Raw genomic sequence first — 18,363 nt, 5'->3', positions numbered from 1 at the left:
GGGCGGGATGCCTCAGCGGTGCGTGCGTGGGTTAGTGGACGAGGGGGGCGGTTTGGGGGGCTGGGACGGGGGTGGGGGTGAGGTCGGCTTCCCAGCGGGCGAAGCGGCCGCGGTTGTCGAAGACGGCGCGGGCGGTGCCGCCGCCGGGGAGGTAGACCTCGGTGACGTCGCCGCGCTGGCGGTAGGGCACGCGGTGCTGGCTGAGCAGGCGGGCGAGGGTGAGCCGGGGCTCGCGTCCGAACAGGCTGGTCGCGTTGGCGAGGAGGCGGGCGACGGGGACCGGGTCCCAGCCGGCGGGCGGCGCCTGCGGGTCGTCCACGTGCAGGTAGGCAGAGCCGCCGTCGTAGCCCGCGCCGATGTAGCCGCCGCCTCCGAGGACGCCGCCGGCCGCCATGGCGACCAGCTCGCCGCCGTGCCCGGCGGGTCCCTCGTACCAGGACAGGTCGACCTCGGGCGTGGTGAACTCGGGGATGCCGAGCCGCTCGCCGAGCGTCCGGATCGGCAGGGTGGGGACGACGGCGGGGTGGTCCTCGCCGAACTGCGGGTTGGCCCAGCCCCACAGCCAGGTGCGCTCGCGGGTGGCGTAGCTGCCGAGCAGCGCGACGCGGACGGTGACGCCGCCGCTGGTGTAGCTGCGCGCGGTCAGGTCGGCGCTCCAGTCCTCGCGCGGCAGGAACTCCGCGAGCGTCTCCTGCTGCTGCAGGACGACCGCGGAGAGGGCGGCGCCGAGGCGCTCGAACGCGGGGCTGAATCCGGACATGTCGGGCAACATTATCTCAAGAAAACGGCGCTCCGGTGGGGGGAATCCGGCGAAAGAACGCACCCGTTCCCCGTCCGTCCGGGGGCGGCGCGCGGGCGGCGGGGGTACGGTCGTCGGCGGCACCCGGGCGGGCTAGGCTTTCGCTGTTGATCGGTAACGGACGGCGACGGGCGCGGAACGCGGGCCCGTGAGGAGCGTACGACGTGCGGGGACGGTCCCTCAGAGCGGTGCGGACCTTCGCGGTCACCACCGTGGTGGTCGCGGTGCTCGGCCCGCTCGCCGGCGTGCTGTGGCATGCGCTCGCGCCCACGGTCGGCTTCGTCGTCCTGCGCGGCGAGCCCTTCATCTCCGACGGCGAGGGCCAGGGCCCGATCGGCACCGACGCCCGGTTTGCCCTGATCGGCATCGTGGCGGGGCTTTTGTGCGGCGTGGTCGCCTACCGGTTCGGTGGACGCGACAACGACATCCCGCTGATCGCGGGCCTGGCGGCCGGCGGCACGGCGGCGGCGCTGCTCGCCTGGTGGGTCGGCCACCAGTTCGGGCTGTCGCACTACCAGCACGTCGTCCGCACCGGGACGGACGGGACCGAGGTGAACGGCCCGGCCGACCTGCGCGCCCGCGGCGTCCTGGTGTTCTGGCCGCTGCTGGCGGTCGGCGCGTACGCCGTCCTGGAGATGATCGTCAAGCGGCTCCCGGCCGCGGACACCGGCGACCACCCCGCTGACGGCGGTGGCGGACAGGCGGTCGAGGACGGCGGGCACCCCGGCGGCGACGGAGGACAGGCGATCGGAGACGGTCGGCACCCCGGCGGTGGCGGGCAGGCGATCGAGGACGGCGGGCGCCCCGGCGGCGGCGAGGGCGGATTGGCGGCGCGCGATGGCGAGGGCGGGCTGGCGGCGCGCGACAGCGACGATGGGCTGGCGGCGCGCGATGGCGACGGTGGGCTAGCGGCGCGCGATGGGGGCGAGCCGGGCGCCGGTAAGACGGACAAGGTCGGCGGGGGCGAGCTCGATCTGGAGTCCGCGCCGCCCGGCCGAGACGTAGACGGTCGCAAGAGCTGACACCGACGCGTCGATCACGGTCGGCAGGCGCTTCCTCTGGCCGAGCGGGCTGATCCCGCCGACCACGTAGCCGGTGGCGCGCTCGGCGTCCTGCGGATCGGCCATCTGCGCCTTCTTGCCCCCGGCGGCGGACGCGAGGGCCTTCAGGTCCAGCGAGGCCGACACCGGGACGACCCCGACCGTGAGCCTGCCGTCCACCTCGGCCAGCAGCGTCTTGAAGATCCGGTCGTGGTCGATGCCGAGCGCGTCGGCGGCGGCCGCGCCGTACGACTCGGCGTCGGGATCCACCTCGTAGGGGTGCAGCCGGAACTCGACCTTCGCGTTCGCCGCGGCGACCGTGGCCGGGGTCCCGGTGCCGCCCTGCTGCTTCTTCCCCTTCGCCATGCGCCCAGTCTGCCGCAAATGGTGATCAGACGGCGGCCGGGTCAGTTGGGATGGAACGAGGGGTCCAGGAACTGCCCGGCGGGGACGGTCGGCAGCGCGTCCAGCAGGCGGGTCTCGCGGAGCAGCAGGTCGCGCTCGGCGCGCAGCCGGTGCGCGGCGTCCTCGGCGGCGAGCAGCCGCTGCTTGTCCGCCGGGTCGAGCACGGTCGCCGCCGCGACCAGGTAGGACAGCGCGACCGGGTCGTCCGGCAGCTCGGCCGGGTCGCCCGCGTCCGCGCCGGCCGCCGCGAGCCGGTGCCGGTACAGATGGAACAGCCGCCGGACGCGCCGGACCAGATCGCCGCCCGCCGCGCCGGGCTCCTCCGGCAGGAACTCCACGTCCCCGCGCAGGTAGGGCCGGGAACGGTCCAGCTCCTTCAGCCGGAAGCGCCGCCCGCCGACCGTCACGACGTCGAACCGGCCGTCCGGCAGCGGGACGACCTCGTGCAGCTCGGCGATGCAGCCGACCTCTGCCAGCCGCGGTGTCACCGCCGCCCCTGGCGTCTCTGGTCCGCCAAGCCCATCCGACGCGCCCGCCCCACCGAGCCCACCCGGGCCGCCGAGTCCGCCGGGCCCGCCGGGTCCGCCCGCGCCGCCGAGTCCGCCGGGCCCGCCGAGTTCGCCCGGCCCGCCGAGTCCGCCCGGCCCGCCGAGTTCGCCCGCGCCGCCGGGTCCGCCCGCGCCGCCGGGGCCGCCGGGGCGGTCGGAGGCACCGGGATCATCGGGGTGGGCGGGGGCGCTGGGGCCGCCGAAGTCGTCGGTGTCGCGGCCCAGCTCCAGCGCGATCACTCCGAAGCGGCGCGGCTCCGGGCCGTCCATCAGGTCGGAGAGCAGCGCGCGGTACCGGTCCTCGAACAAATGCAGCGGCAGGACGACACCGGGGAACAGCACCGCGCTCAGCGGGAACAGGGCGATCCGATCGGTCATCGCGTCCTCCCCACTCGTGGCCGTCCGGGGCCGTCGGGCGCGACAGGTGCCCTTCCCGCCAGACTACGTCGCCGCATGCGGCGGGCGACAGGAGCGCGACGGGCACTCCGCCGTGGCCGGAACGGGGCATGGATTTATGGTCACCCTGGGCCAGTCCAGGTAAAACCGCCGGTGGCGGGCCCTGCGTGCCGCTAACGTCGTGCCACGTCCCGGGGGGTTCGCCCCCCGGAAAGACCTGGAGAGCGCCCGACAATGTGGCTCAACCTGCTCATGATGGGGGTGGCGAGCCTGGCCGTGGGCTTCGTGCTCGGCTGGATCGTCGCCTGCCCGCGCCGCTGGGACGCGCACTACTGCGACGAGACCGCGCCCGGCCACGACTTCCGCCACGCCCCCGCCCCCCGCGCCGACCAAGCCCCGGCCCCCGCCACGCCCGGCGCCGACCGAGTCCCCGTCCGCGCCCGCCTGACCGCCCTGGCCCGCCACACCATCCGCGCCTAACCCCCGTCCCACACGCCCGTCCCGCGCCCGGCCCGCGCCCGGCCCCGCATCGGTCTCGCACCCCGGGCCGCGGGTCTCGCATCCCGGGCCCGCGGGTCTCGCACCCCGGGCCGCGTCCGGGCCCGCGCTCGTCCCCGCACCGGATCCGCACCCGGCTCCGGCCACGCTGGCCGCGCGCCGGACCGCGTCCGTCTCCGCATCCGGGCCCGTGCTCGGGGCCGCGTTGGGGGCGCGCTCGCGGGGTTGTGCTGGGGTGGGGGTGTGTGGCGGGGAACAGTCCATTGGTGTGGATTGGCCGTTTTGCGGAGGGGACGGCGCGGTTAGCGTCGCAGGCATGAGACTGCTGGTCGTGGACGCCTTTGCCGAGCGCCCGTTCGCGGGCAACCCCGCCGGGGTCTGCCTGCTCGACGCCCCCGCGGACCCGGAATGGATGCAGCGGGTCGCCGCCGAGATGAAGCACTCCGAGACCGCGTTCGTCCGTCCGCTGCAGGACGATCCGGACGCCGACTACGAGCTGCGCTGGTTCACCCCGGTCGTCGAGGTCGTGCTGTGCGGGCACGCGACGCTGGCCTCCGCGCACGCCCTGTTCACCACGGGGACGGCCGCGCCGGACCGTCCGCTGCGGTTCCGCACCCTGCACAGCGGCGTGCTGACCGTGACGCCCTCGCCCGCTGGCGGCGGGCTGGCGATGGACTTCCCGGCCTGCCCGCCCGAGGAGATCCCCGAGGTGGACGGCCTGTCCGCCGCCCTCGGCGCCCCCGTCTCCTGGACCGGGCGGACGCCGGTGAACGACGTGTTCGCCCTGGTCGCCGATGCCAAGACCGTCCGGACGCTCACCCCGGACATCGCGGCGCTGGGCACGGTCGACGCGCGCGGGGTGATCGTCACGGCCGCCGCCGAGCCGGGCGCCGACCACGACTTCGTGTCCCGGTTCTTCGGCGCCCGCTCGCTCCTCGGGGACGGCGAGGACCCGGTGACCGGCTCGGCGCACTGCGCCCTGGCGCCGTTCTGGGCCGCCCGCCTCGGCCGCGGCGACCTCCTGACCGGCTACCAGGCGTCCGAGCGCGGCGGATATGTCCGGACGGAACTGCGCGGTGACCGGGTCGTCCTCACCGGAACCGCCGTGACCGTCCTGGACGGCAGCCTCACCGCCTAACCGACCGTCGGAGGCGCCTTTGCGGGAGCGGACGGCGTAACGCGAGCCGTCCGTGATCGGAAGTCGCCTTTGGAACGTGCTACGCCCCGGCTCCCGCACTGGGAGGGCGGGATCCGGGGCGTGAGCATCGTCAAGCGAGCCACCGCCCGCTCGTCAAGCGCCGCGCCGGGCGCCGCGCCGGGCGTCCGTCAGGCGTGGCACCGCGCGCGCGTCGAGCGAGCCGCCGCGCGCGCCGTGCCGGGGGCTTGTCAGGCGCGGTACCAGACGTAGCCCAGGGGGCCGTCCAGGTGGTAGCCGTGCTTCTTCAGCCACGGGTACTGGGACTTGAGCGCCAGCTTCCAGACCTTGCCGTTGTTCACCCGGAGCAGCAGCGTGCGGGTGGCAGCGGGCTTGGACGAGGCGTACCCGAGGACGCCCTCGTAGCGGAACCGGTGGCTCGCCACGAGCTTGTTCCGCTCCTTGGTGGACATCGTGACCAGGTAGTTCGCGCTCTTTCCGGCCGTCCGCAGCCGGTAGAGGGGCAGGCCGCCGCGGAACGGCTTGGCGCTGAGGTAGCCCAGCTTCGCGCCGGTCGGGCGGAACTTGTACTTGGAGACCGCGAGCTTGGCCTCCGCGGCGCTGGCCGTGTAGAACAGCCCGCCGGTCGGCGTGCTGAACTCGGTCAGCCGCCCGAAGGACGCCTTGGCGGAGGTGACCTCCGAGGCGTTCGCCGGGGCGGCGGCGAGGCCGGCCCCGCCGATCATGGCCGTCGCGGCGACCGCGACCACCGTCGTTCTACGCATGGAACCTCTTCCGGTTGAGGGAGTCTGGTTGGGGGATTCTGGTTGGGGGAGTCTGGCGCAGAGAGAGACGCGCGCCACCGCCGACTGGTTGCACATTTGTCGCATGCGTCACAGGCGTCCCGGAAATGCCCGTGATGAGCGTCTCGGCAGGCGAGACGGTCCCTCGGCGGTTGGACGGCATCCGTAGACTGGCAGGGTGATCTCCCGTATCGACCTGCGCGGCTCGCTTCCCGGCGACCTGCGCTCCGTGCTGCCCCGCGCCGAGCTCGACGTCGAGGCCGCCCTTGAGAAGGTGCGGCCCATCTGCGAGAACGTGCGCCATCATGGGGCTTCGGCGGTGCGGGAGTACACCCGGCAGTTCGACGGGGTCGAGCTGGAGAGCACCCGCGTGCCGGTCGCGGAGATCGAGAAGGCCCTCGCCGAGCTCGACCCGGCCGTAAAGGACGCGCTGGAGGAGTCGATCCGGCGTGCCCGCAAGGTGCACCGCGACCAGCGCCGCACCGACGTGACCACGCAGGTCGTCCCGGGCGGCACCGTCACCGAGCGGTGGGTCCCGGTCAGCCGCGTCGGCCTGTACGTGCCGGGCGGACGCGCCGTCTACCCGTCCAGCGTCGTCATGAACGTCGTCCCCGCGCAGGAGGCGGGGGTCGGCTCCCTCGCGGTCACCTCGCCTGCCCAGCGCGACTTCGGCGGCCTGCCGCACCCGACCATCCTGGCGGCGTGCGCGCTGCTCGGCGTGGACGAGGTGTACGCCGCCGGCGGCGCCCAGGCGGTCGCGATGTTCGCCTACGGCACCGAGGAGTGCCCGCGCGCCGACCTGGTCACCGGTCCCGGCAACATCTGGGTCGCGGCGGCCAAGCGCCTGCTCAAGGGCGTGATCGGGATCGACTCCGAGGCCGGCCCGACCGAGATCGCCGTGCTCGCCGACCGCACCGCCGACCCGGTGCACGTCGCCGCCGACCTGATCAGCCAGGCCGAGCACGACGTGCTCGCCGCGGCCGTCCTGGTCACCGACTCGCCCGAGCTGGCGGACGCGGTCGAGGCCGAGCTGAAGGCCCAGGTGGACCGCACCCGGCACACCGAGCGGATCACCGAGGCCCTCGCGGGCCGCCAGTCCGGCATCGTCCTGGTGGACGACGTGGACGCCGGCCTCAAGGTCGTCGACGCCTACGCCGCCGAGCACCTGGAGATCCAGACCGCGGACGCCGACGCCGTCGCGGCCCGGGTCAGGAACGCCGGGGCGGTCTTCGTCGGGGCGTACGCGCCCGTATCGCTGGGGGACTACCTGGCGGGCTCCAACCATGTCCTGCCGACCGGCGGATGCGCCTGCCATTCGTCCGGCCTGTCGGTCCAGTCGTTCCTGCGCGGCGTCCATGTCGTGAAGTACGACGAGACCGCCCTCGCGGACGCCACCGCGCGCGTGGTGACGCTCGCCGAGGCCGAGGACCTGCCCGCCCACGGGGCCGCGATGAAGGCCCGCTTCAACTGGGAGATCCCCTCTTGACTTCCCTCTCCGAACTCCCCATCCGCGACGACCTGCGGGGCCGGGAGCCCTACGGGGCACCCCAGCTGGACGTCCCGCACGCGCTGAACACCAACGAGAACCCGTACCCGCCGTCCGAGGCGCTCGTGAAGGCGCTCGGCGAGGCCGTCATGGACGTCGCGGGCTCGCTGAACCGCTATCCGGACCGCGACGCCGTCGCGCTGCGCGAGGGCCTGGCGGCGTTCCTCAACTCCGACACGCCCGGGATCGGGCTGACCGGACGGCAGGTCTGGGCCGCGAACGGCTCGAACGAGATCATCCAGCAGATCCTGCAGGCGTTCGGCGGGCACGGCCGGACGGCGCTCGGCTTCGAGCCGTCCTACTCGATGCACCCGATCATCACCGAGGTCACCGGCACCGGCTGGGTGAACGCGTTCCGCGACGAGGACTTCGGGCTGGAGCCCGAGGCCGCGGTCCGCGCCGTCCGCGAGCACCAGCCGGACATCGTGTTCCTGACCTCGCCGAACAATCCGACCGGCACCGCGCTGCCGCTCGCCGCGATCGAGGCCGTCCTGGACGCGGCCCCCGGCATGGTCGTGGTGGACGAGGCGTACGCCGAGTTCCGCCGCGCCGGGACGCCGTCCGCGCTGACCCTGCTGGACGGCCACCCGCGCCTGATCGTCACCCGGACGATGTCGAAGGCGTTCGCGATGGCCGGGACGCGCCTGGGCTACCTCGCCGCCGACCCGGCGGTGATCGACGCGCTGCTGCTCGTCCGGCTGCCGTACCACCTGTCGGCCGTGACGCAGGCCGTCGCGCGCACCGCGCTCGCGCACGCCGCCGAGCTGCTCGGCTCGGTGGACGCGCTGCGCCGCGAGCGCGACGCCATCGTGGAGTGGCTGCGCGGCGAGGGGTTCCGCGTCGCCGACTCCGACGCCAACTTCGTCCTATTCGGGACGTTCCCCGACCGCCGCGAGGTGTGGCAGGGGATGCTCGACCGGGGCGTCCTGATCCGGGAGGTGGGACCGCCCGAGTGGCTGCGGGTCAGCGTCGGCACCCCCGCGGAGATGGCCGCCTTCCAGACCGCTTTGAAGGAGAGCCAGTGAGCCGCACGGGCAGGGTCTCGCGGGGGACCAAGGAGACCGAGGTCTTCGTCGAGCTCGACCTCGACGGGACCGGTGAGGTGGAGGTCGCGACCGGCGTTGGCTTCTACGACCACATGCTCGCCCAGCTCGGCAAGCACGGCTCGTTCGACCTCACCGTGAAGACGACCGGCGACCTGTACATCGACAGCCACCACACGATCGAGGACACCGCGATCGCGCTCGGGCAGGCGTTCCGGCAGGCGCTCGGCGACAAGGCCGGCATCCGCCGGTTCGCCAACGCCTCCGTCCCGCTGGACGAGGCGCTCGCGCAGGTCACCGTGGACATCGCGGGCCGCCCGTACCTGGTGCACAGCGAGCCCGAGGGAATGGCGCCGATGATCGGCCCCGAGTACGACACGACGATGACCCGGCACATCCTGGAGTCGTTCGTGGCGAACGCGGGCGTCTGCCTGCACGTCCACGTCCCGTACGGGCGCAACGCGCACCACATCGTCGAGGCGCAGTTCAAGGCGCTCGCGCGGGCGCTGCGCGACGCCGTCGCGTTCGACCCGAAGGTGCACGGCATCCCGTCCACCAAGGGCGCCCTGTGACCGCCCCGGGCACCGGCTCAGCCGCAGGCACGGGCGCAGCGGCAGGTGCGGACACGAGCGCAGCGGGCGCGGGCGGTGGGCGCGCGAAGAGGATCGTCGTGCTCGACTACGGGTCGGGGAACCTGCGCTCGGCCGAGCGGGCGATCGCGCGGCACGGCGCGGACGTCACCGTGACCTCCGACTTCGACGCCGCGCTCGAAGCGGACGGCCTGGTCGTCCCCGGGGTCGGCGCGTTCGAGGCGTGCATGGCCGGGCTGCGGAAGATCAAGGGCGAGCGGATCATCGGACGGCGCCTGGCGGGCGGCCGTCCGGTGCTCGGCATCTGCGTCGGCATGCAGATCCTGTTCGCGAAGGGCGTCGAGCACGGCGTCACGACCGAGGGCTGCCACGAGTGGCCCGGCACGGTCGAGCGGCTGGACGCGCCGATCCTGCCGCACATGGGCTGGAACACCGTGGACGCGCCCCCCGGCTCGCAGCTGTTCGCCGGGCTCGGCGCGGACGCCCGGTTCTACTTCGTGCATTCTTACGGGGTGCGCACGTGGGAGCTGGAGCCCGACCCGACCGGCAACATCAAGCCGCCGCTGGTCACCTGGGCCGAGCACGGGGACCGCTTCGTCGCGGCCGTCGAGAACGGCCCGCTGTTCGCGACCCAGTTCCATCCGGAGAAGTCCGGCGACGCCGGGGCGCAGCTGCTGGAGAACTGGCTCGCCACGGTCTGACCGACCGTCCGTCCCGTCCTTGTTTCACCCGTCTCGTCCTGATCCACCCGTCCTTCCTGGTAAGGGTCCCTTTCTCATGTCACTGACGCTGCTTCCCGCCGTTGACGTCGCCGACGGCCAGGCCGTCCGCCTGGTGCAGGGCGAGGCGGGCACCGAGACCTCCTACGGCGCGCCGCTGGAGGCCGCCCTCGCCTGGCAGGAGGCGGGCGCCGAGTGGATCCATCTGGTCGACCTGGACGCCGCGTTCGGCCGCGGCTCCAACCGCGAGCTGCTCGCCGAGGTCACCGGGCGCCTGGACGTGAAGGTCGAGCTGTCCGGCGGCATCCGCGACGACGCGTCCCTGGCGGCCGCGCTCGCCACCGGCTGCGCGCGGGTCAACATCGGCACCGCCGCGCTGGAGGACCCGGCCTGGTGCCGCAAGATCATCGCCGAGTTCGGCGAGAGGATCGCGGTCGGGCTGGACGTGCGCGGCACCACGCTCGCCGCGCGCGGCTGGACCCGCGAGGGCGGCGACCTCTGGGAGGTGCTCGCGCGCCTGGAGGACGACGGCTGCCCCCGCTACGTCGTCACCGACGTCACCAAGGACGGCACCCTGCGCGGCCCGAACGCCGACCTGCTCCGCGAGGTCTGCGGCCGCACCGACAAGCCGGTCATCGCGTCCGGCGGCGTCTCGTCCCTGGACGACCTGCGCGTCCTGGCCGGCCTCGTGCCGGACGGCGTGGAGGGCGCGATCGTCGGCAAGGCGCTGTACGCCGGCGCGTTCACCCTGGAAGAGGCCCTGGAGGCCGTCCGATGACCGCCACGCGCATCCGGCCCCGGAACGCCGCCGACACCCGTCGCGCGGCGTCCGCGGCGGGGCGTCGCGCGGCGATCGCCGAGGGGCGTCGTGCGGCGTCCGCCGAGGCTTGCCGGAGGTCGCTGTGAGCGTCGCGGTTCGAGTGATCCCCTGCCTGGACGTGGACGCCGGGCGGGTCGTCAAGGGCGTCAACTTCCAGAACCTGCGGGACGCGGGCGACCCGGTCGAGCTGGCCGCGCGCTATGACGCCGAGGGCGCCGACGAGCTGACCTTCCTCGACATCACCGCGTCCTCCGGGGACCGTTCCACCACCTACGACGTGGTGCGCCGCACCGCCGAGCAGGTGTTCATCCCGCTGACGGTCGGCGGCGGCGTCCGCACCGTCGAGGACGTCGACAAGCTGCTGCGCGCCGGGGCGGACAAGGTGTCGATCAACACCGCCGCGATCGCCCGTCCCGAGTTCCTGCGGGAGGCGGCGCACCGGTTCGGCTCGCAGTGCGTCGTGCTGTCGGTGGACGCGCGCCGTGCCGAGGGCACCGCGTCGGGGTTCGAGGTCACCACGCACGGCGGACGCCGCGGCACCGGCCTCGACGCCGTCGACTGGGCCCGGCGCGGCGAGGAGCTGGGCGTCGGTGAGATCCTGCTCAACTCGATGGACGCCGACGGCACCAAGTCCGGGTTCGACCTGGAGATGCTGCGGCGCGTCCGGGCCGAGGTGTCGGTGCCGGTCATCGCTTCCGGCGGCGCGGGCGCGGTGGGCGACTTCGCCCCCGCCGTCGCCGCCGGGGCCGACGCGGTGCTCGCCGCGTCGGTGTTCCATTTCGGCGAACTCACGATCCCCGACGTGAAGGACGCCCTGCGCCAGGAAGGACTCCCCGTCCGTTGAAGGTAGCCATCGCCACGTTCGCCGCGATCCCCGACGGCGGCGCCGAGGCGGCTCTGCTCCGCTCGTCCCTCGCGAGTCTCGGTGTGACCGCCGAGCCCCTCGCCTGGGACGACCCGGAGGCCGACTGGTCGTCCTACGACCTCACCGTGATCCGCTCCACCTGGGACTACACCGAGCGCCTGGACGAGTTCCTGGCCTGGGCGGACGCCCTGCCAAACGTCGCCAACCCGGCGGCGGTGCTGCGCTGGAACACCGACAAGCGCTACCTGCGCGAGCTGGCCGAGGCGGGCGTCCCGACCGTCCCGACCCTCTGGGACCCGGACGACATCCCCACCGACTGGGACGAGTTCGTCATCAAGCCCGCCGTCTCCGCGGGCTCCCGCGACACCGCCCGCTGGCGCCGCGGTGAGGAGGACGAGCAGGCCCGCGCCCACCTCGCCGCGCTGCGCGGGCGTCCGACCATGGTCCAGCCGTTCCTGTCCGCCGTGGACACCGAGGGCGAGACCGCCCTGGTCTACTGCGACGGCGAGTTCAGCCACGCCGCCCGCAAGGGCCCGATCCTGCGCGCGGGCGCCGGTGTCGAGGGCCTGGTCACCGGCGAGGACGGCCGGGGCGCGATCACTCCCGCCCGGGCCACCGAGGCGCAGCTCGCCCTCGCCGACCGCGCCTTGTCCGCCATCCCGGGCAACCCGGACATCCTCTACGCCCGCGTGGACATGGTCACCGGCCCCGACGGCGCGCCCATCCTGATGGAGCTCGAACTCGCCGAGCCCGCCCTCTTCCTGGACCACACTCCCGAGGCCCCCGACCGCTTCGCCAAGGCCATCGCCGCCCGCCTCTGACCCGCGAGCCTCTGCCCCGTGAGACATCCCCTCACGGGGCATCGCCTTACGACGCACGGCCGCGCGCGGCATGGACGCGCGTGGGCGAGGACGCGCACGGCGAGGACGCGCGGGGCGAGGACGCGCGGGGCGAGGACTTGCGGGGCGAGGACTTGCGGGGCGAGGACTTGCGACGCATGGACTTGCGACGGCGAGGACTCGCGGGGCATTGACCGAATTGCCTGACTCGCGAGCTGACAACGCGCACCCGCCGCACTGACATTCGAGCAAAAAGTTCGGCATCCGAAGCAACCCCGGCCCGTCCGGCGGCGTGTATCCAGTGTGGGACTCGACGTACGAAGACCGATCAGTGATGCGGACGAGGTGCTGGAACCGCTGTTCCGCAGGCACCACCGCCACCTCGTCCGCACCGCGCTGCTCATCGTCGGTGACCGCGCCACCGCCGAGGACGTCGTCCAGGACGCCTTCACGCGCGTCCACCGGCGGCTGCCGAAGCTGACGGACCGCGACGACCTGCTGCCGTACCTCCGGACGGCCGTGGTCAACGGCTGCCGCTCGGTCTTACGGCGCCGGCGCCTGCTGCTGCGCCCGGCGCACGACCCGTCGGTGTGGTCGGCCGAGTCGGCCGCGATGGTCGCCGAAGACCACCGCGAGGTGCACGCCGCCCTCTCCGCCCTCCCGGCCCGGCAGCGCGAGGCGCTCGTCCTCCGCTACTACCTCGACCTGACGGAGGCCGAGATCGCCGAAGCGATGGGCATCTCGGTCGGAACCGTGAAATCGACGACCTCCCGCGCGATGGCCGCGCTCGCGAAGGCACTCGGAGGGAACGCATGAACGACCTGGAAGGAGCGATCCGCGAGGTCTTCGCCGAAGTGGCGGAGAAGGGCGTGCCGAGCACCTCGCCCGTCCTCCTCCCCGAACCGCGCCCGCACCCGGCGGCGGCCCGGCGATGGGCTGTGCCCGCCGCCGCGTCCGCCGTGGTGGCCATCATCGCCATCATCGCCCTGCTCGTCGTAGGAGGAGGCCAAGACGGGAACGCGCCCCGGCCCGGCTCAGTACCGGTGGCCGGCCCGGCCCTGGCGTCGCCCGATTTCATCGTCGTGGCACGAGGCCGCATCGCCGGGGCGCAGGTCCCGTCGATCGAGGTGCGCAACGCCACGTCCGGACGGCTCGTTGCGACCGTGCCGAAACCCCGGGCGGTCCTGTGGTTCGCCGGGGTGACGGCGGCCCGCGACAACCGGATCTTCTTCCTGGACGGCGTGCTCCGCAGCGGCAAGGAGAACTCGCACGGCATCTACCGCCTGCGGCTCGATGACGGGGGAACGCCGAAGGACCTCCAGGAGGTGCGGCTCGCCTCGTTCACCATGGCCGGCTTCCCGGTCATGGCCGCGGCTCCCGACGCCTCGCGCCTGATGTGGACCGAGCCGATGAGGTCCGTCCTGACGATCCTCGATCTGCGCAGCGGACGAATACGCAGGTTCCCCACTGGCGGGATCGTCTCGGCCATCGATCCGCGCTCGACGTTCGACACGGCTCGGGTGATCGGGATCCCGAGGGAGAGCGTCCTGACCCTGTCGGCCAAGGGCGGACGCCCGCACACGTCCCCCCTGCCAGGCGGGATCGTCGCGGCCGCCGCGTTCGCCGGCGACACGATCATCGCCGAGACGGTCGGCTCCGACGCCCGGCGGACGTCGGTGGCGGAGCTGAAGGACGGCACGATGCGCCTGTCCACCGAGACCTGGGACGAGCCGACCGGTTCCTGGGGCGCGATCGTCCCGGACGGCAGCGGCCGACACGTCCTGCTCCAGAAGGACGGCAACCTCGCCCGCTACGACCTGGACACCGGACGCCTAAGCACCCTCCCCGTCCCAGCAGGCAAAAGCGCCCAGCCAGGAGCCGCCTGGTAACCAACCCCCGCGCCGCCACCTGACCAGCGACGCCCACTGCAATCGCCGACCCCAAGCCGTCCGCCTGACGGGCAGTGCTCGGCGCAAGCGTCGATTCCAGCCGGCCCACTTGGCGGACGATGCACCGCGCGAGTGCCGACGCCGGTCGCTCTGCCTGCCGGACAGCGCGCCGCGCCAGTGCCGACCCCGGCTGGTCTGCCTGGCGGGGACGGTGCCCGGCGCGAGCGCCGGATCCAGGCGGCCCGCTTGGCGGCCGGTGTGCCGCGCGACTGCCCACCCCGGTCGGTCTTCCTGGCGGGACGGTGTGCCGCGCGGCCGCCGGACTCAGTCAGTCCGCTTGGCGGCCGGTGTGCCGCGCCAGTGCCGACCTCGCCCGGTCTATCTGGCGGGGACGGTGCTCGGCGCGAGCGCCGCACTCAGTCGGTCCGCCTGGGTGGGTGGAGCGCTGCGCCGCGCCAGTGCCGACCTCGGTCGCTCTGCCTTCGGGACGGTGCTCGGCGCGAGCGCTGACCTCGGTCAGTCTGTCTGGCGGACGGGGTCAGAGGGAGTGGCGGACCCAGACGTTCGGTTCGACGTAGACGGCCTGGTCGTGTTCGAGCGAGCACGTCACCGGAACGAGGGCGCCGGGCACTTCGACCGGGCCGGAGAGGTCGAACGGAAGGTCGGTCCAGTCGCGCCACTGGTCCAGCGAGCCGGCGACGACCATGGAAGCGGGGGCGATCGAGTCGATGACACCGCCGGCCCGGATGTGGACGCGCAGCCACGGGTCGTGGGGCAGGCCGTCCTCGCGGGTGCGGAAGGCGTACTCGGCCATGGACGCCTTGGGTTCGAGGTGCTTGGCGTTCGGCCGGACGGGCGCGACCAGCTCGGAGAAGCCGTGGGCCTTGGCGTTGGCTCGCATCGCCTCCAGCATCCTGCCGGACAGCCCGGTGCCGCGGCGCCCGCCCCGGATGGTGATCTCGATGGCGCTCACCGTGTCGGTCTTCATCTCGGCGGCGTGGTCCCGGAACGCCCAGATCATCACCTGGTCCCAGCCGGTGCCGGGGAGCGCGCCGCGGGAGCGGAACGGGACGCTGAAGCCGCGCGCGACCAGCTCCCGGCCCTCGGTCGCGACGAGCACGAACTCGGGGAAGACCTGCGGGATCTCCGCCCACCGGCTCTGGGTGACGGGCTCATGACCGGTGAATCCGGGCCATTCGCCGCTCAGCTCCAGCAGCGCATGCTCCAACCCCGGCCGCTCCGCCAGCGTGGTGATCTCCATTCCTGCAGGTTAACGCACTGTTGCCCGTTCGTTCACGCGGACGCGGACGCGGGCGCGGCTCACGCGAACCCGGGTGCCCTCCACCCCGGCTCGGTCCGCCGTCCGCGCGGGCTCGGGTGCGGTTGACGCGGGCGCGGGTGCGGGTCGCGCGGCCGGGTGCGCTTCACGCGGGTTTGGGTGCGAGCCACGCGGCCGGGTGCGGTTCACGCGGACTCGGCTCGGGTGCGCCTCACCCCGGCTCGGCCCGCCGTCCACGCGGGCTCGGGTGCGGTTGACGCGGGCGCGGGTGCAGGTCACGCGGCCGGGTGCGCTTCACGCGGGTTCGGGTGCGAGCCACGCGGCCGGGTGCGGTTCACGCGGACTCGGCTCGGGTGCGCTTCACTCGGGCTCGGGCGCGCTTGACGCAGACTCGGGCTTGGGCACCGTTCGCGCGGACTCGGGTGCGGTTCATGCGGGCTCGGGTGTGGTGGCGGTCGCGGCGAGCCACTCGAAGATGGCCTCGTGGGCCTGTTCGAGGGCGCCGGCCTGGCAGTGCAGGTGGCCGCCCTCCGCGGCGGGGAAGCTGTGCAGGCGCGCCGAGCGGGCGTTGACCAGGCGTCCGGTGAAGTCGCGGGCGAGCCCGGGGTCGTAGAAGTGCTCGCCCTCGCCGACCATGACCAGCGTGTCGGCGGTGATCCGGTCGGCCCAGCCGCGGTCGTCGTAGGCGCGCAGCTTGGCGATCAGGTCGGGCAGGCCGTCCGCGCCGAACGTCCAGAGCGCGTTGCCGATCGCCCAGCGGGCTTGCGCGTCGAAGCGGGTGTAGAGCGGGACGGCGGCGCGCAGCCAGCGCGGCACGCGGGTGAACGACCCGCGCAGCGGCGCCGGGACGCTGTGCACGAACGCGTCAAGCATCCCGGGGAAGTAGTCGAACAGGACGACACCGTCATACCGGTCCTCGAACGCGGCGGCGCGGGCGAGGAGGTGGCCGCCGAAGCTGATCCCGATGCCGACGGTCCGGTCGGTGTCGATGTCGTCCTGTCCGTCCAGCCAGTCGAGGACGGCCCGGGTCGGCCGCTCCCACTCGTGCGTGAACGGCAGCCCGTCCTCCCGGAGCGTCGACCCCTGCCCCGGACCGGTGAACATCAGCACGTGGTACCCGCGCTCGGCAGCCCCCGCGCCGACCATGAAGTACAGCTCCTCCAACGTCGAGTCGAACCCGCCCTGCACCACGAGCACCGTCCGCTCACTACGCGCTTTTGGCGAGAGCAACAACGCCTCCAAATGCGCCCCGCCCCCTTCTGGCCGGGCCTCGGACGGCCCGCCCCCGTCCGGTCGGCCCCCATCTGGCTCGCCGCCGTGCGCCCCGCCCGCGTGCACCCCGGCCCCGTGCGGCTCGCCCGTGTGCGCCCCGGCCCCGTGCGGCTCGCCCGCGTGCACCCCGGCGCCGTGCGGCTCGCCTGCGTGCGGCCCGGTGTTGTGCGGCCCGGCGCCGTGTGGGCCGCCCGTGGGCGTCCCAGCGCCGTGCGGCGCGCCACCGTCTGGTTCGTTGCTGTGCGGTCCGCGTTCGTGTGGCCCTTCAGCGTTCGGTGAGTGACCGCTCGGTGTGCGGTGTTCTCTGTCGGTGTCCTGGCGGCTGCGGGCGCCGTGTTCGCCGTGTTCGCGAGGGGCGCCAGGGGCGGAGGAGGGGTTGTAGGGGATGCGTTCGCGGGTGATGGGGATGCCCAGGTAGGCGGTGCCGGCGTCGAAGAAACGGCGTTGTGCGGCGGCGGCGGTGACGCGTCTCGGGTCGTCCGGGCGGAGGAAGAACTCGGCCTCGCGGACGTAGTTGCTCGCCCGCAGCAGCGCCCGCCCGCGCGACACCGGTTCGCCGGTCGCGCGGGCGCGGTCGACGACCCGTCCGGCCATTTCTGACCAGCACCGGTACCAGGACTCGAAGTCGTTCGGCCGCACCCGTTCCATCACCGCGGCGACCTCGCCGAAGTCGCCGCCTCCCGCGGCCGCCGTCCAGACCGCGCGCAGCGCCTCGAAGTGGAACACCGGGGTCCGCGAGAACCTGATCCGCGCCACGCCGACCGCCTCCTTGTATGTCATGACACATATCCAGGGCCGCGGGCAGCATATGCATGTCATGACACATAAGGCAATAGACTCCGGCCGTGGACCCCGTGCTGGAACTGATCATGGCCGTCAAGGTCGCCAACCGTGAGCTGGAGCGCCGGTTCGCGCGGCTGCTGCGCCCGCTCGGCGTCACCCCCGTGCAGGCGGAGGCCCTGGTGATCCTCGCCGAGGACGGCCCGCTCTCGATCGCCGGTCTCGGCGCGCGGATGGCCGCCGACCCCGGGCATCCGAGCCGCCTCGCCGACCGGCTCGGCGCGGCTGGCTGGGTCGAGCGCCGCCCGTCCCCGCTGGACGGCCGGCAGGTCGAGCTCGTCCTCACCGCGTCCGGACGCGAACTCGCCGACCGGATTCGGGCCGCCCGGCAGCCGTTCACGGACTGGGCCGCAACCGCCCTCTCCGAGCAGGGCCTGGACGACGCGCTCCCCACCGTCCGCCGCCTGCTGGAGTTCGTCCGCTCCCTCCCCGAGGTGCCGTAACCCGAAGCCGAGGTGTTGGGCTCCACCGCCCGCACCTGCGTAGGAGCCGCCCGGCCGCCGTCGAGACGCCTCCACGGCACAGATGCTGGCAAAGCGCTCCGTGTCCACCGAGGCATGTAAGGCGCGCCCGCTGGAGCACCTGCACTTTCTCCAGCGGACGGCGTGGTCGTGCAATGCGGACGTCCGGTTATGCGCGTTCCTGCCTCGCGACCGCCTCCGGGGTGACGGGCGTGAAGAAATTGACGAGGTTGCCGTCCGGGTCGCGGAACAGCATCGAGCGGTTGCCCCACGGCATCGTCGTCGGGACGGTGACGAAGTCGTCGACGAGATCGGCCAGGTTCCGGTGCACCTCGTCCACGTCCTCCACGCGGAACTCGATGATCACGCTGTGGTTGTCGGCCGGACGGGCCGAGTCCGGCGCGAACACCGGCACGGTGCGGGTGCTCGCGATCGCGAGCGTGGCGGTGGGGGTCCGGAGCACGGCGAAGTCCTCGGTGGTGCGCGTCGCCGGAAGGCCGGTGGCGCGCTCGTAGAAGTCGGTGAGCCGCGCGACGTCGGCGGTGATGATGCGGATCGAGATGAAGTCCATGTGTT

At 73.6% G+C, this 18,363-nt stretch carries 20 protein-coding genes; 13 read left to right on the top strand and 7 right to left on the bottom strand.

Annotated elements, in window-relative coordinates:
• Window positions 1-31: 31 nt before the first annotated feature.
• Window positions 32-760, bottom strand: a complete 729-nt coding sequence (locus FHU30_RS17825; RefSeq protein WP_253877099.1) for a DUF6882 domain-containing protein — start codon at window positions 758-760, stop codon at window positions 32-34.
• A gap of 203 nt (window positions 761-963) precedes the next feature.
• Between FHU30_RS17825 and FHU30_RS17820 the strand changes: the two genes are divergently transcribed.
• Window positions 964-1,821 (top strand): hypothetical protein, encoded by an 858-nt coding sequence (locus FHU30_RS17820; protein ID WP_253877097.1) that lies wholly within the window; start codon window positions 964-966, stop codon window positions 1,819-1,821.
• Here FHU30_RS17820 and ybaK read toward each other — a convergent pair.
• Both ybaK and FHU30_RS17810 read right to left on the bottom strand, forming a co-directional pair.
• On the bottom strand, window positions 1,705-2,205 hold the full coding sequence (ybaK, locus tag FHU30_RS17815) for a Cys-tRNA(Pro) deacylase (RefSeq protein WP_253877095.1): 501 nt from the start codon (window positions 2,203-2,205) through the stop codon (window positions 1,705-1,707). The genes FHU30_RS17820 and ybaK overlap by 117 nt on opposite strands.
• Before the next feature lie 41 nt (window positions 2,206-2,246).
• Window positions 2,247-3,170 (bottom strand): LON peptidase substrate-binding domain-containing protein, encoded by a 924-nt coding sequence (locus FHU30_RS17810; protein WP_253877093.1) that lies wholly within the window; start codon window positions 3,168-3,170, stop codon window positions 2,247-2,249.
• 252 nt (window positions 3,171-3,422) lie between these two features.
• On the opposite strand from FHU30_RS17810, the gene FHU30_RS17805 reads away from it, so the two are divergent.
• Together FHU30_RS17805 and FHU30_RS17800 are read left to right on the top strand one after the other, a co-directional pair.
• Entirely contained in the window at window positions 3,423-3,668 is a 246-nt protein-coding gene (locus FHU30_RS17805) for a hypothetical protein (RefSeq protein WP_253877091.1), read from the top strand.
• A gap of 334 nt (window positions 3,669-4,002) precedes the next feature.
• Window positions 4,003-4,824, top strand: coding sequence for a PhzF family phenazine biosynthesis protein (locus tag FHU30_RS17800; RefSeq protein ID WP_253877090.1), 822 nt, complete (start codon window positions 4,003-4,005; stop codon window positions 4,822-4,824).
• A 248-nt stretch (window positions 4,825-5,072) separates the two neighbouring features.
• Here the strand turns inward: FHU30_RS17800 and FHU30_RS17795 are convergent, their stop codons facing one another.
• Window positions 5,073-5,606, bottom strand: a complete 534-nt coding sequence (locus tag FHU30_RS17795) for a hypothetical protein (protein WP_253877089.1) — start codon at window positions 5,604-5,606, stop codon at window positions 5,073-5,075.
• 196 nt (window positions 5,607-5,802) lie between these two features.
• Between FHU30_RS17795 and hisD the strand changes: the two genes are divergently transcribed.
• The 9 genes from hisD to FHU30_RS17750 all read left to right on the top strand — a co-directional run bounded on the left by hisD (window position 5,803) and on the right by FHU30_RS17750 (window position 13,935).
• Window positions 5,803-7,110 (top strand): histidinol dehydrogenase, encoded by a 1,308-nt coding sequence (gene hisD / locus FHU30_RS17790; protein WP_253877088.1) that lies wholly within the window; start codon window positions 5,803-5,805, stop codon window positions 7,108-7,110.
• The gene (locus FHU30_RS17785) at window positions 7,107-8,195 is read left to right on the top strand and encodes a histidinol-phosphate transaminase (RefSeq protein ID WP_253877087.1); all 1,089 of its coding nucleotides are present in this window, start codon (window positions 7,107-7,109) and stop codon (window positions 8,193-8,195) included. Before hisD ends, FHU30_RS17785 begins: the two co-directional genes overlap by 4 nt.
• On the top strand, window positions 8,192-8,785 hold the full coding sequence (gene hisB / locus FHU30_RS17780; RefSeq protein ID WP_253877086.1) for an imidazoleglycerol-phosphate dehydratase HisB: 594 nt from the start codon (window positions 8,192-8,194) through the stop codon (window positions 8,783-8,785). Before FHU30_RS17785 ends, hisB begins: the two co-directional genes overlap by 4 nt.
• Before the next feature lie 92 nt (window positions 8,786-8,877).
• Entirely contained in the window at window positions 8,878-9,504 is a 627-nt protein-coding gene (hisH, locus tag FHU30_RS17775) for an imidazole glycerol phosphate synthase subunit HisH (RefSeq protein ID WP_253878030.1), read from the top strand.
• 76 nt (window positions 9,505-9,580) lie between these two features.
• Window positions 9,581-10,300 carry a bifunctional 1-(5-phosphoribosyl)-5-((5-phosphoribosylamino)methylideneamino)imidazole-4-carboxamide isomerase/phosphoribosylanthranilate isomerase PriA gene (priA, locus tag FHU30_RS17770; protein ID WP_253877085.1) on the top strand — a complete coding sequence of 240 codons (720 nt, stop codon included), beginning with the start codon at window positions 9,581-9,583 and terminating at the stop codon, window positions 10,298-10,300.
• Between the two features lie 124 nt (window positions 10,301-10,424).
• On the top strand, window positions 10,425-11,186 hold the full coding sequence (hisF, locus tag FHU30_RS17765) for an imidazole glycerol phosphate synthase subunit HisF (protein WP_253877084.1): 762 nt from the start codon (window positions 10,425-10,427) through the stop codon (window positions 11,184-11,186).
• Window positions 11,183-12,028, top strand: a complete 846-nt coding sequence (locus tag FHU30_RS17760; RefSeq protein WP_253877082.1) for an ATP-grasp domain-containing protein — start codon at window positions 11,183-11,185, stop codon at window positions 12,026-12,028. The genes hisF and FHU30_RS17760 overlap by 4 nt, the downstream gene beginning before the upstream one ends.
• Window positions 12,029-12,349: 321 nt before the next feature.
• The gene (locus FHU30_RS17755; RefSeq protein ID WP_253877080.1) at window positions 12,350-12,862 is read left to right on the top strand and encodes an RNA polymerase sigma factor; all 513 of its coding nucleotides are present in this window, start codon (window positions 12,350-12,352) and stop codon (window positions 12,860-12,862) included.
• The gene (locus FHU30_RS17750) at window positions 12,859-13,935 is read left to right on the top strand and encodes a hypothetical protein (RefSeq protein ID WP_253877078.1); all 1,077 of its coding nucleotides are present in this window, start codon (window positions 12,859-12,861) and stop codon (window positions 13,933-13,935) included. The genes FHU30_RS17755 and FHU30_RS17750 overlap by 4 nt, the downstream gene beginning before the upstream one ends.
• Before the next feature lie 538 nt (window positions 13,936-14,473).
• Here the strand turns inward: FHU30_RS17750 and FHU30_RS17745 are convergent.
• Together FHU30_RS17745 and FHU30_RS17740 are read right to left on the bottom strand one after the other, a co-directional pair.
• Window positions 14,474-15,196 carry a GNAT family N-acetyltransferase gene (locus tag FHU30_RS17745; protein ID WP_253877076.1) on the bottom strand — a complete coding sequence of 241 codons (723 nt, stop codon included), beginning with the start codon at window positions 15,194-15,196 and terminating at the stop codon, window positions 14,474-14,476.
• A 447-nt stretch (window positions 15,197-15,643) separates the two neighbouring features.
• Window positions 15,644-17,266: an alpha/beta hydrolase family protein gene (locus FHU30_RS17740; RefSeq protein ID WP_253878074.1), complete on the bottom strand. Its 1,623-nt coding sequence runs from the start codon at window positions 17,264-17,266 to the stop codon at window positions 15,644-15,646.
• Between the two features lie 65 nt (window positions 17,267-17,331).
• Here FHU30_RS17740 and FHU30_RS17735 point away from each other — a divergent pair, with 65 nt between their 5' ends.
• On the top strand, window positions 17,332-17,769 hold the full coding sequence (locus FHU30_RS17735) for a MarR family winged helix-turn-helix transcriptional regulator (protein WP_253877074.1): 438 nt from the start codon (window positions 17,332-17,334) through the stop codon (window positions 17,767-17,769).
• Window positions 17,770-17,956: 187 nt separating this feature from the next.
• On the opposite strand, the gene FHU30_RS17730 is transcribed toward FHU30_RS17735, so the two are convergent.
• Window positions 17,957-18,358, bottom strand: coding sequence for a VOC family protein (locus FHU30_RS17730; RefSeq protein WP_253877073.1), 402 nt, complete (start codon window positions 18,356-18,358; stop codon window positions 17,957-17,959).
• Window positions 18,359-18,363 lie beyond the last annotated feature (5 nt).

The organism is Actinomadura rupiterrae (assembly GCF_024172125.1).
Classification (GTDB): domain Bacteria; phylum Actinomycetota; class Actinomycetes; order Streptosporangiales; family Streptosporangiaceae; genus Spirillospora; species Spirillospora rupiterrae.
Note: the sequence above shows the minus strand (reverse complement) of the source record. Positions and strands in the feature narration are given on the sequence as shown.